The 13,530-nt window shown below is 41.5% G+C and carries 9 protein-coding genes and 1 pseudogene; 7 read left to right on the forward strand and 3 right to left on the reverse strand.

Going from position 1 to position 13,530, the window contains the following annotated elements:
• The first annotated feature begins 48 nt into the window (after window positions 1–48).
• The 7 genes from A4H00_RS08030 (at window position 49) to A4H00_RS08060 (ending at window position 9,279) form a co-directional block, all read left to right on the forward strand.
• The gene (locus A4H00_RS08030) at window positions 49–546 is read left to right on the forward strand and encodes an RNA polymerase sigma factor (RefSeq protein ID WP_082815614.1); all 498 of its coding nucleotides are present in this window, start codon (window positions 49–51) and stop codon (window positions 544–546) included.
• Window positions 533–1,606 (forward strand): anti sigma factor C-terminal domain-containing protein, encoded by a 1,074-nt coding sequence (locus A4H00_RS08035; RefSeq protein ID WP_067089196.1) that lies wholly within the window; start codon window positions 533–535, stop codon window positions 1,604–1,606. Before A4H00_RS08030 ends, A4H00_RS08035 begins: the two co-directional genes overlap by 14 nt.
• Window positions 1,607–1,735: 129 nt before the next feature.
• Window positions 1,736–2,233, forward strand: a complete 498-nt coding sequence (locus A4H00_RS08040; RefSeq protein WP_257721997.1) for an RNA polymerase sigma factor — start codon at window positions 1,736–1,738, stop codon at window positions 2,231–2,233.
• Window positions 2,220–3,197 (forward strand): anti sigma factor C-terminal domain-containing protein, encoded by a 978-nt coding sequence (locus tag A4H00_RS08045; protein WP_067089203.1) that lies wholly within the window; start codon window positions 2,220–2,222, stop codon window positions 3,195–3,197. The genes A4H00_RS08040 and A4H00_RS08045 overlap by 14 nt, the downstream gene beginning before the upstream one ends.
• A 123-nt stretch (window positions 3,198–3,320) precedes the next feature.
• On the forward strand, window positions 3,321–4,517 hold the full coding sequence (tuf, locus tag A4H00_RS08050) for an elongation factor Tu (protein ID WP_067089207.1): 1,197 nt from the start codon (window positions 3,321–3,323) through the stop codon (window positions 4,515–4,517).
• Window positions 4,518–4,666: 149 nt separating this feature from the next.
• A complete protein-coding gene (gene tpiA, locus A4H00_RS08055; protein ID WP_067089212.1) occupies window positions 4,667–5,419 on the forward strand; it encodes a triose-phosphate isomerase in 753 nt (250 codons plus the stop codon).
• A 140-nt stretch (window positions 5,420–5,559) separates the two neighbouring features.
• Window positions 5,560–9,279, forward strand: a complete 3,720-nt coding sequence (locus A4H00_RS08060; RefSeq protein WP_067089215.1) for a GBS Bsp-like repeat-containing protein — start codon at window positions 5,560–5,562, stop codon at window positions 9,277–9,279.
• A 44-nt stretch (window positions 9,280–9,323) separates the two neighbouring features.
• Here the strand turns inward: A4H00_RS08060 and A4H00_RS08065 are convergent.
• The 3 genes and pseudogenes from A4H00_RS08065 to A4H00_RS08075 form a co-directional block, all read right to left on the reverse strand.
• A pseudogene (locus tag A4H00_RS08065) lies at window positions 9,324–10,566 on the reverse strand (ISL3 family transposase).
• 406 nt (window positions 10,567–10,972) lie between these two features.
• A complete protein-coding gene (locus A4H00_RS08070) occupies window positions 10,973–12,217 on the reverse strand; it encodes a peptidoglycan bridge formation glycyltransferase FemA/FemB family protein (protein ID WP_067089219.1) in 1,245 nt (414 codons plus the stop codon).
• A gap of 60 nt (window positions 12,218–12,277) precedes the next feature.
• Window positions 12,278–13,528, reverse strand: coding sequence for an aminoacyltransferase (locus A4H00_RS08075; RefSeq protein WP_067089223.1), 1,251 nt, complete (start codon window positions 13,526–13,528; stop codon window positions 12,278–12,280).
• Between the last annotated feature and the right edge of the window lie 2 nt (window positions 13,529–13,530).

Genomic DNA, 13,530 nt, shown 5'->3' on the forward strand with positions numbered 1-13,530 from the left:
AACCAATTGTCAATTCATTCGTTCTATTAGTGAAAGGAGGGGAGAAAGATTCGGTTCGACGAATATGAAAAAGAAGTCATGGGCATTGCGAAAGAAATTTCCTATTATCTGCAAAAATCAGGCGCCAATCAAGCAGACAGCGATGATATTGCTCAGGACATTTTGGTTAAAATTCTCGAGGCAGACATTGTTCTTCCCTTCGAGAAATTGCGGGCCTGGCTTTATCGCTCAGCTATTCGAGCCTATATTGATCGGTATCGTAGGGATAGACGCTACCATGAGATTATCCAGCAGGAATTTTTCCACAAGGAGAAGGCGCTAAAGTACGATACAGCAGATTATGGACCGTTGTATGAGGCAGTAGCAGAATTGCCCACTCAGTATCAGTCGGTACTGGACTGTTATTATTTTCAAGAAATGACGACTAAGGAGGTAGCACAGGTCTTGGGAATTAGTCAAAGCCTGGTTAAGATGAACCTCTATCGTGGTCGTAAGCAGTTAGCAAGATTGCTAAAGGAGAAAGGATACGAATATGAAGACTTTTGAAGTTGCAGCAAAGAAAAGTAAACGAAAGAACAGGGTGAAAACTGTCTTACTTTCGATCGTGACGGGATTTGTACTGTTGGTTGTCGGTTGGAAGGGGCTGGCTTGGATTACCTCTCGTAATGCCAATGAAGTGCGTGATTACCACCAAACAATGACAGAGATCAGTTATCCTAATGTTAGCTATATAAACTGGTCCTTCATTGCAGACTCGGAATTTACCGGAACCTATTATGCCGATCAGGTTAAGGATATTGCAGGAATTACTGTTCCGTTTGAAGATTTTGAGAGTCATTATGGCCTGTATAGGGGCTATGACTCAAATCAGCATCTCAATCTCTATAAATCATCAGATAATAAGGGTGGCTACACCCACGGGAATAGCTATAAGGTGCCACTTTTTTATAATACCAATCGCAATTATCAGCAAATGGGGGATATCGTCACTCAGGACATCTCTCTCTTATCTCAGATGCCCAATCGCGTAGTTGAAATGGCAGTGACCTTTGATAAGCCCTATACCTTTGATGAAATTCAAACCATGATTCCTAGTAATTTGAACATCAACTGGTACTGGATTGGTAGCACTAGTATCTATGATACGAGTGAGTTAAAGCTCAATGCTCAGATTGGTTTTCAGCCGAATCTCGCTCAACTAGAAACCTATGACGAGATGAAAAAACAGGAAAAACCAGCAAATCTGTCTAAGGAAGAAGCTCAAAAAGCCTATGAGGACTACCAAAAGAAACTGGCTGATTTAACACCTAGTCAAGCCTTCCATAATAGCTATACCTTCTTCCAAGCACATCTGGAGAAGGCTTTGGCAAATCAGTGGCTCGGATATAGTGTGGGAGAAGATGGGAAAGACTATGATTTGACCAATGATGTCAAAGACTACCTTAAAAAGAATCAAGACGGAAAAACAGCTACATTTGCTGGTGTGATTTTAACGGGTAAGGCAGAAGACTTTGCTCAACTTGAAAAAGCTAGCTGGATTTTTGCCTCTAATATCGGTCAGGATGTGGAAGTTAAGCCCTATCATCACCTAGAGACCCACAGATAATCCCTTTTTGAATCTCACTTTCTTTCAGATTTTCAGTTTGCGCTTTTACAAATATGATAAAATAAGACTAGACCTGTAACTTTTACGGGTCTCGTTTCGTTTTATTAGTGAGGAAGGGAGGGAAGTGCGATTAAACTAGATGCCTATGAACAAGTCTTGATTGATTTTGCCAAAGATGTCATCGCTTATTTGATGGCATCAGGTGTTCCAAAAGAGCAGGCAGAAGATGTCGTCCAAGATATATTTGTCAAGCTCCTTGAAATGCCAGTTGCTATCCCTGGTGAGAAGATTCGAGCCTTCCTGTACCGCTCTGCCATTCGTCGCTACATTGATAAGTACCGCAGGGACAAACGTTATATGGAAATTTTACGGCAAGAATTTTTCAAGCCACATGAACTGTCCCCCTTTGAAACAGACCAATATGACTTTCTCTTGGAAGAAGTAGAAAAATTGCCACAGCAGGATGCGCTTCTCTTGGAACTCTTTTATTTTCAGGGTTTTACTATTCGTGAAATAGCAGAGCTTCTCTCTTATTCCGTCAGCAAGGTCAAAGTCAGTCTGCACCGCAGTCGTCAAAAATTAAAACAAGCCCTTAAACAGAAAGGATATGATGATGGAAACATTTGAAGTATTAGCGAAGAAAACAAAAAAGAAAAATAGACAGCAAATTATTTTAATATCCGTAACAGTTGTAGTCAGTTTTTTAGTAATGTATGCAGGCTTAGTATTTGCATCTGGAAAATTATTGAATCGTAACTTTCGCAGAGTGATGGATTACTATGATCAGCGGAATATTATTGCCTACCCTAATATGCATGTCATGGGTGGAAATAGCCCAAAAGGGCAATTTTCATCAATCTACCATCTAGAACGAGTAAAGGACGTTGATGGGGTGTTTATACCCTATCAAGGGATCAATGCCAGTGCGACACTTTTTGCTGCTCATGTTGATAGCGAGAGGGATTATGTGAAGTACCAGACGTTTGAGCATCAAGGAGAACGTAGATTTTCTAATAATCAAAGTGTCTATCGTCATCCTGTCTTCTTCAATGTAAAGGGGGATTGGAACGGAGAATACATTCCAAAACCGAGTCAAGAATTACCTCTTACAAAGGAAATGAAAGGGCAATTAGTAGAAGTAGCACTCACTTTTGATAAGCCCTACTCATATCAAGAATTACAGACCATGTTACCTAAAAATCTCAAAAAAAATTGGTTTTGGTTTGGTACAACAAATACAGAAATCGACTATTCTTACTCTTTGGCAGATATATACGGCCTTAGCTTTGAAGAAAAAGAGGACGAGATGAGTTATGAACGATTTAGGGAGAATCTATTGGCTGCTCTGAAAGATACTAAATTCAAAAATAGTATGCTATATGGACGTAGTGGGAAAACATTTTCGAACTATGATGATTTAGAGTTCATTAAAGAAAACTATCCCACGTTAGCAGATGCAAGGTTTGCCGGTGTTATTCTAACAGGTAAGGCAGAGAACTTTGCCCAGCTGGAAAATCAGGATTGGATATTCGCCTCAAGCATTGGTGCAGCTATCCCGAATCAACCTTATTATCAGCTCGATGTGGAATAAATTGTAAAAAAGATAGAAAATACTTGCATTTCTGCTACAATTTGATAGAATAGTAAGGTAAAGTTAGACTGTATTGCCTACTGTCTATCTATAAAATATATTTTATTGGAGGCTTTTACCAAAATGGCAAAAGAAAAATACGATCGTAGTAAACCACACGTTAACATTGGTACAATTGGACACGTTGACCACGGTAAAACTACTTTGACTGCAGCTATCACAACTGTATTGGCACGTCGCTTGCCTTCATCAGTTAACCAACCAAAAGACTATGCGTCTATCGATGCTGCTCCAGAAGAACGTGAACGCGGAATCACTATCAACACTGCACACGTTGAGTACGAAACTGAAAAACGTCACTATGCGCATATCGACGCTCCAGGACACGCGGACTACGTTAAAAACATGATCACTGGTGCGGCTCAAATGGACGGAGCTATCCTTGTGGTAGCTTCAACTGACGGACCAATGCCACAAACTCGTGAGCACATTCTTCTTTCTCGTCAGGTTGGTGTTAAACACTTGATCGTCTTCATGAACAAAGTTGACTTGGTTGACGACGAAGAATTGCTTGAGTTGGTTGAAATGGAAATCCGTGACCTTCTTTCAGAATACGATTTCCCAGGTGATGACCTTCCAGTTATCCAAGGTTCAGCTCTTAAAGCTCTTGAAGGTGACTCAGCATTTGAAGATATCATCATGGACTTGATGAACACTGTTGATGAGTACATTCCAGAACCAGAACGCGATACTGACAAACCATTGCTTCTTCCAGTCGAGGACGTATTCTCAATCACTGGACGTGGTACTGTTGCTTCAGGACGTATCGACCGTGGTACTGTTCGTGTCAACGACGAAATCGAAATCGTTGGTATCAAAGAAGAAACTTCTAAAGCAGTTGTTACTGGTGTTGAAATGTTCCGTAAACAATTGGACGAAGGTCTTGCAGGAGACAACGTTGGTGTTCTTCTTCGTGGTGTACAACGTGATGAAATCGAACGTGGACAAGTTATCGCTAAACCAGGTTCAATCAACCCACACACTAAATTCAAAGGTGAAGTTTACATCCTTACTAAAGAAGAAGGTGGACGTCACACTCCATTCTTCGACAACTACCGTCCACAGTTCTACTTCCGTACAACTGACGTAACTGGTTCAATCAAATTGCCAGCAGGTACTGAAATGGTAATGCCTGGTGATAACGTAACAATCGACGTTGAATTGATCCACCCAATCGCCGTTGAACAAGGTACTACTTTCTCTATCCGTGAAGGTGGACGTACTGTTGGTTCAGGTATGGTTACAGAAATCGAAGCATAATTCGATTACGTTCCCAGAAATAACAATTATAAACAGACACCAAAAACCTTGCGAAAGCAAGGTTTTCTTTTTTATCGATCAGCGCTTTATTTCTTTGGCAATTTGTGATAAAATAGACATTGAAAATAAAAATAGAAGAGGTATGTGAAATGTCACGTAAACCAATTATCGCAGGAAACTGGAAAATGAATAAAACAGCAGCAGATGCTCGTGCATTTGTCGAAGCAGTGAAGACAAAAATTCCTTCAAACGAACGTGTGGAAACTGTTATTGGTGCACCAGCTCTTTTCATCGAAGGGATGAAAAAAGGTGTTCGCAATACTGAATTGAAAGTTGCAGCTCAAAACTGCTACTTTGAAGATTTTGGAGCTTTTACTGGGGAAAACAGCCCTGCAACACTTGCCGCACTTGAAGTGGATTATGTGATTATCGGTCACTCAGAACGCCGTGATTACTTCCACGAAACAGATGAAGACATCAACAAAAAAGCACATGCGATTTTCAAAAACGGCATGACACCAATCATCTGTTGCGGCGAATCTCTTGAGACTTACGAAGCTGGTAAAGCAGAAGAGTTTGTAGGTGCGCAAGTATCAGCAGCTCTTAAAGGTTTGTCTGCTGAGCAAGTAGCTTCATTGGTGCTTGCATATGAACCAATCTGGGCAATCGGTACTGGTAAATCAGCAACTCAAGACGATGCACAAAAAATGTGTAAAGCCGTTCGTGATGTCGTTGCAGCAGACTTCGGACAAGAAGTAGCAGATAAAGTCCGTGTCCAATACGGTGGTTCTGTTAAACCAGAAAACATTGCTGAGTACATGGCTTGTCCTGATGTGGACGGTGCACTTGTAGGTGGAGCTTCACTTGAGGCAGATAGCTTCCTTGCTTTGTTGGAATTTTAAGAGGAGTAAAAAAGAAAACAGCGGGCAAGGTAGATTAGTTTTTGATACTCAGCTTAGTCACGTATCTTGATGCTCGACAAATCTTTTTTCTAGGTTGAGGCTCTGTTGTCTCAGCCGCTCTTTTACAAATAGGAGATAAAATGAAAGTAAAATCCTTTTTATACCTATCAGGATTGGTCTTGTCATGTTGGAATGCTCAAACTGTTTTGGCAGATAGCATTACAGCAGAGCCAAAAGAATTAGGAAGTCAGTCTACTGTATCTGGCACTCTTCGTGTCGTTGAAGAGGATGGACAGGTAAAGGTAGTTTTTTCTGGATTAACAAATGGGTATGGCCGGCCTAAAGCAACGATTTGGTCACAAGCGGATAAGAGTGATCAACGTGTTATCAGTCAATTTGTGCAGGATTCTACCGGACAATATATTGCTGTTTTAGACAAATCACAATTTGCAGAAGGAGCTACTCATTTCTATGTTGAAATGAGTGTTACGAGTGATACGAATACCTCCTACGTCCTAGATACATATGAATTTGATTGGCAAACAGAGACTACACCAAGTGCAGCTCAGTCTCAAGCTAGTTTCCGTAGTATTGCAGACGATGCTCAGTCTTCTGGTACTCCAGTGGAAGAGACCGTTGGACAGCCCGTTACAGGTGATATCAATATTGAGAATATTGATGCTCAAAACGGTACCTTTGATGTCGTTGTTTCCAATGTTGCAGCACCATCTGCTATTCGTATGATTCAAGTTCCTGTTTGGACGGATGAAGGTGGCCAAGATGATATACGTTGGTACACAGCTACTCGTCAGCAAGATGGTACCTATAAAGTCACGGTTAATAAACAAAACCACAAGAATGGTACGGGGGCGTATCATGTGCATCTATACTATAAATATGTTGATGGGAAATCAGCTGGGGTTGCGGCTTCAGGAGCAACCTTACCTCAATCTCAAGAAGCTCCGACTCAGTCACAGGTGACTGGCGATATTGCGATTGAAAATATTGATGCCCAGGCAGGTACCTTCGATGTCGTAGTGTCCAATGTCTCAGGCTCTTCAGCGATTCAGACAGTCCAAGTTCCAATTTGGACGGAAGAAGGCGGCCAAGATGATATTCGCTGGTACAATGCGATTAGGCAGGCCGACGGCACCTATAAAGTCACCGTAGACAAGAAAAATCATAAAAACGGCACTGGCAAGTACCATATCCACTTGTATTACCGCTATACGAATGGACAGTTGAAGGGCGTTGGCGGTACCTTTACTGCCTTGCCAGCCCCAACTCCGACCCAAAATCAGGTCACGGGCGATATTGCGATTGAAAATATCGATGCTCAGGCAGGTACCTTCGATGTCGTAGTGTCCAATGTCTCAGGCTCTTCAGCGATTCAGACAGTCCAAGTTCCGATTTGGACAGAAGAAGGCGGTCAAGATGATATTCGCTGGTACAATGCGATTAGGCAATCTGACGGCACCTATAAAGTTACCGTAGACAAGAAAAATCACAAAAACGGCACTGGCAAGTACCATATCCATTTGTATTACCGCTATACGAATGGACAGTTGAAGGGCGTTGGCGGTACCTTTACTGCCTTGCCAGCCCCAACGCCAACTCAATCCCAAGTCACGGGCGATATTGCGATTGAAAATATCAATGCTCAGGCCGGTACCTTCGATGTTGTAGTATCCAATGTCTCAGGCTCTTCAGCGATTCAAACAGTTCAAGTTCCGATTTGGACAGAAGAAGGCGGTCAAGATGATATTCGCTGGTACAATGCGATTAGGCAATCTGACGGCACCTATAAAGTTACCGTAGACAAGAAAAATCACAAAAACGGCACTGGCAAGTACCATATCCATTTGTATTACCGCTATACGAATGGACAGTTGAAGGGCGTTGGCGGTACCTTTACTGCCTTACCAGCCCCAACTCCGATCCAAAATCAGGTCACGGGCGATATTGCGATTGAAAATATCAATGCTCAGGCCGGTACCTTCGATGTTGTAGTATCCAATGTCTCAGGCTCTTCAGCGATTCAGACAGTCCAAGTTCCGATTTGGACAGAAGAAGGCGGCCAAGATGACATCCGTTGGTACAATGCGATTAGGCAATCTGACGGCACCTATAAAGTCACTGTAGATAAGAGAAATCATAAAAACGGCACTGGCAAGTACCATGTTCACTTGTATTACCGCTATACGAATGGACAGTTGAAGGGTGTTGGCGGTACCTTTACTGCCTTGCCAGCCCCAACGCCAACTCAATCCCAAGTCACGGGCGATATTGCGATTGAAAATATCAATGCTCAGGCCGGTACCTTCGATGTTGTAGTATCCAATGTCTCAGGCTCTTCAGCGATTCAAACAGTTCAAGTTCCGATTTGGACAGAAGAAGGCGGTCAAGATGACATTCGCTGGTACAATGCGATTAGGCAGGCCGACGGCACCTATAAAGTCACCGTAGATAAGAGAAATCATAAAAACGGCACTGGCAAGTATCATATCCACTTGTATTACCGCTATACGAATGGACAGTTGAAGGGCGTTGGCGGTACCTTTACTGCCTTACCAGTTGACAAAGACACAACCAAGCCAACTGGTACGCTTAGCATCGTGAATGTGAATAACCAGACAGGCGCTTTTGATGTCGTTGTGACGGATGTTTCAAGTCCAATAGAGTTGGATTCTGTTTTGGTTCCAGTCTGGTCAGAAGCAGGTGGTCAGGATGATATTCGCTGGTATCGTGCAGCCAAACAAGCAGATAATAGCTATAAAGTTCACGTGGAAGCAAGCAACCATAAGTATAGCACGGGTATTTACCATGCTCATCTTTACTATAAGCAGATTAATGGTCGAACAGTGGGAGTTGGCGCTACTAAAACCAGCCTGAGTATTACTCAAAACGGCAAGCCAACAGCTACTATTAGCATTCAAAACGTGGATAATACAAATGGAGCCTTTGATGTAACAGTGTCTGATATTTTTGCTCCAGCAGGTATTGATAAAGTGGAAGTTCCAGTCTGGTCAGATGTTAATGGACAAAATGATATTCAATGGTACACTGCGATGAAGCAAGCTGATGGAACCTACCGTGTGAACGTTCGGGTATCGGCGCATCGGTATGAGACAGGTTTGTACCATGCTCATTTATATATAACTAGTGGTGGTCAACGCTATGGAATTGGCGGAACAACAACTAAGGTAACGTATACCCATCGAGCAGATAAGTCATTTGTAGATGTAAGTAGTCACAATGGTAGCCTTTCTGTCTCGGATTATCATGACTTGTTGAATCAAGGTGTCGCAGGAGTGGTTGTTAAGTTGACAGAAGGTACCTCCTATCTCAATCCATTTGCGGCAGAGCAGATTCGCAATGCGCAGGCTGTTGGTATGAAAGTTTCTGTTTACCACTATTCACATTTTACAGATGCTAAATCAGCTCAAGAAGAAGCACGTTATTTTGCAGCAGCAGCTCAGCGCTTAGGTCTGTCTAAAGATATTGCGATGGTTAATGATATTGAAGAACAAAAAACACGAAACAATATCAATGCAAATATGAAGGCATGGGAAGCAGAAATGCGCCGTTTAGGTTATGGCAATCTGCTTCATTACGCAGGAGCAAGCTGGATTGACGTGAATACATTAGGATATGCAGGACCTATTCAAACGGATTTATTTGGTCTGAAAAATTTCTGGGTTGCCCAGTATCCATATAATAGTTTGGATGTTCAACAAGCACGTACAATGAGTATGCACTCATCAGCGGCTGCATGGCAGTTTACATCGTCTGCTCAACTATTGGCAGGAAAACATCGGTTTGATTTGAACTTAGATTACACAGGCCGATTTACAAATTAGTGAGGGAAAACAGCACTTTGTCAAGTGTAGTGGGTAGATGTCAGCTAACATCTAGAGAGGACCAAGTTGGTCTTCTCTTTTTTGATATTGATGGCAATCAAAATCCGCTTTTTGAAGTTTTCATCTTCCGAAATCCAAAGGCATTACGCTTGATGACTTTGATAAGATTATTGGTAGCTTCCAATTTAGCGTTGGAATAAGGCAATTCCAAGGCGTTTAAAACCTTGTCCTTATCCTTTAGAAACGTCTTAAATACCGTCTGGAAAATAGGGTTAACAGTGGCTATTTCTTGCTCAATTAGGTCAAAGAAATGATCTGAATTCTTCTCTTGGAAATGGAATAAAAGAAGTTGATAGAGTTCATAATGTTGTCGTAACTCATCTGAGTAGGATAGAAGCTTGTCTAAGATTTCCTTATTGGTCAAATGCATGCGAAAGGTTGGGCGATAAAACCGCTTGTCACTGAGTTTACGGCTATCTTGTTGTACCAGTTTCCAGTAGCGTTTGAGCGTCTTGTATTCATGCGATTTGCGGTCAAAAGCATTCATGATTTGGGTACGGACACGGTTCATAGCACGGCTGAGATGTTGCACAACGTGGAAGCGATCCAGCACGATTTTAGCATGAGGAAAAAGTTGTTTGGCTAGTTGATAGTAAGGGCTAAACATGTCCATAGTGATGATTTTAACGCGGTTTCTGACCTTTCTAGGGTATCTCAGAAAGTGATTTCGGATGGTTGCTTGCGTTCTTCCATCAAGGATAGCGATGATGCTATTTGTGTCAAAATCTTGAGCGATAAAGCTCATTTTCCCTTTCTTGAAGGCATACTCATCCCAGGACATGACTTCTGGAAGCTTAGCCCAATCCGTTTCAAACTTAAATTCATTGAGTTTTCGAATAACTGTAGATGTAGAAATGGAAAGTCTGTGTGCGATATGTGTCATTGCTTGCTTTTCGATAAGTAATTGTGCGATTTTCTGGTTAACAGCGACAGAGATTTAACAATAGGAGTTTCAGCGACAGCGATTTTCCCACATTCCTTGCACTTGAAACGACGCTTTCGAAGGCGGATAAGTAGTGGGTAGCCAGCTGTTTCTAAGTAGGGGATTTTAGAGGCTTTTTGGAAGTCGTACTTAGCCATTTGTCCCTTGCAGGAAGGGCATTTAGGGGCTGTGTAATCCAAGTGACCGTGGAGTTCTAAGTGTGTTCCCATGTCGCATTCATTAGTGATCGTGATATTTTTGTCTTTCATTTTGAGAAAATTTGTGATAAGATTTAGTTGTTCCATATGAGTCTTTCTAAATGATAGTTTTGTCGCTTTTCATTATAGGTCATATGGGACTTTTTTTCTACACTCTAAAAGGCTCCATAATCTCCACAGTGGATTTACCCACTACAGAAATTATAGAGCCCGAAATTATAGAGCCAAAATTCGATTTGGTACATCTATCATAAACCAAAAACGAGGCTGGGACAAAAGTGCCCAGCCTCGCTTCTGTTTAACTTTAACAGTTTGACGCAGTAGTTGCCTGGTTTGTAAAATATTGATAAATCAACATTCTATTAGAAGAGGCTAGCGAACACGCTTTCGCTAGCTCTAGTCAACATGCGGGATTAGGAGCAAAAATAATCCGGTGGATTCGGTTAGCTCGAACCTAGAAATAAAGGAGTGAGGGTAATCGATTTCTTTGAAATCACGAGTGAGTACCACTCCTGTTTTTTAGTTGTGTTAGCATCTCTAACGATTTGCCAATGATATTGAGGGACTTGGTGAAGGTGCCAAGGAGTAGATGTAATTGTCCATTGAACTGTCGCTTGAAGTTAAAGTTTCCTTTGCCTGTGCCCAATAGGTTGGTTTCGCTAGTGCCGTAAAAGTTAAAGGTTTGATATCCATGTTCTAGAGCGTATTGTAGCATAGTCCAATGAATCAAGGACGCTCCACCGAAATTCATATACTGCTCGTAATTTCCTCCTGCAAAGCTGACAACTTCTGAACCATAACAGATGAAGAGATAGGAGGAGAGGGGCAACTTATCCTGAGTGATATTCATCTCTTTAAATTGCTGTAATCGTTTTTGATAAGACTGCAATTGGTCTCTGGCATCGGCAAGTTTCCCCTTGGTTCGTTTGCTTTGTGGGCCTTTTTCTAATTCTTCGATGACTTGTGAAAAATCTTGGATATGAGTGGTTAGATAATCTAGATAGGCAGCACAATCCAGATAGGCATACATAAACTTAGCTTGCTCTTGAAAATGTTCCTTGATTTTTTTAAAATAGTCCACTTCTTGGATAAAGAAATCTTTTCGCTGACTAGTAGTCGTTAGAATATCATAGAATTGATCGATATTTTCATCACTGAGCTCTTCCACACGAACCTGCATAGCTTGGAATTTTTTGATGTCCCGCTTAATCGAAGGGGTTAGTGACTGAAGGAGCTCGTCTGGTGAATGAAGTTCATCAAGCGATTTGACAAACAGGGTATTTACGACCGTTTCCTGTTTAGGATCAAATTCGTTGCGGTATCCCATTGTTTCAAATGTTTTTAAAATGTGGCCCGAGAGATTATCTTGGAGAACAGAGAGCTGATCATCCTTGATAGCCTGAATGAGATAAGGAGAAAGACTAACTCGCACACATAGCTGTTTATTGAGATATTTTTCCAAAGCCTTTAAGCACAGGTGCATAAGGGAAGATTCCCAATTTGTAAAGAGAGGACCATGTAAGATAAGTGCTTCTTTGAAAAAGGCTTTGATGTTACGATATTGGACAATGGTTTGCCCCACCAAAACGTCATCATCATAAAAGGCTAGGTATTCGATGTCACGTCCCCTAGATAATTGAAGCCGAGCCATTTCAGCAGATTGGAGAAAGTTGGCTTCTATATACTGCGTCTGAGTTTCCTGATAAGTGGTATCGCTAACCGTTCGAATGTGAATCATGTGGACATACTTCTTTCATTTGTGTCTTTAGCCAAGAAAGAGCAACGACATCATTCTTGGCTAGTCTATTTTTTTGAATCGTGCAAGAATTTGCTTGATTCCATGTAAAATCTTGTGTTTTAGAGGAGAGGGATAGTAGCGGAAAATCCCCATGCGACGAACAACGTAGCCGTTGAAATTTTGCTTGAAGCGCAGGACACCGTCTGAGTTGTCAAAGACACCCATGATACCTAGAAAATTATAAGTTGGGATTCCTCGACGAATGGATTCTTGCATAGCGTATTCTTGTAAGGGAGTTGGAGCATAAAATTTATTAAACTCTGGGTAAGAGCCGCTAAAGAGATACGTTGTTTCCTGAGATGTATAGAGAAAAAGGCTACCTGCTAAGATTTGATCTTCTTCTCCATATTGTTCAATCAACTTCTGTGCTTCTTCTTTACGGGTAACAAGGGTTTGTTCCTGCTTAAGGATTTGTTGCAACTCTTTTTTCTTTTTAGCAGAATTTGGATTTTCTGCTAATTCATGTTCAATTCCTTGTCGTTGTTCCAGCACGTGTTGGTATCCAGAAGTGACATGGTCGAGATAGTCTTGAAAATTTAAGGTGGCAATCATGAATTCAGCCTGCTCGCCAAAAGAATCGTATAATTTTTGATAGTAGTCCAATGACTTATCGCCATAATCACGACGCTTTGAAGTTGCAGCAGTAATATCCTTAAAAATATGGAGTTCATCGCGTTGCAGTTTTCGGAGTTTGATACCAAAGGTATTAGCCTTTTTGACCAATTGTTTTCCCTTATTGCTAAAAGAAGAGCGTAATTGCGTTTCGGATAATCCTCTAAGATCCTTCATGTAATGCCAGTAGACTTCACCTTTTGTATAGCCAGTCTGTAATCCATCAAATTGGTAGCCGATGTCTGTTAGAGTTGCAATCATATCCGTTTGTTCAGGACTAGTTGCCTCGCCGTTGCTATCAAATGTCTGGTAAATATCGTATGGCTTGACAATGAGTTCCATCGCTCCTTTTTGTTTTGCATAGGTCTTCAGAGCTTGATAAAAAGGCTGGAGATAGGAAGAGTCCGTTACAATCGGTCCAGAACTGATTTCCATATGTGGACCACCTTTCATGGGCAGTGAGTAGAGAATAGCAGAGACAACTAGGTGATCAGCATCATCTGTATACCCAATGTAATCAACTGTATTTCCTCGTTGGATTAGCAATTGTGCCATCTCAGGAGTTTGCATAAAAGAGCGCTGTTCAGCACTTTCTCCATGTCGGATAAATTCTTCTTTTGTCAGTTGTTTGAAAGCCATAA

This window comes from Streptococcus marmotae, from assembly GCF_001623565.1.
Lineage (GTDB): Bacteria > Bacillota > Bacilli > Lactobacillales > Streptococcaceae > Streptococcus > Streptococcus marmotae.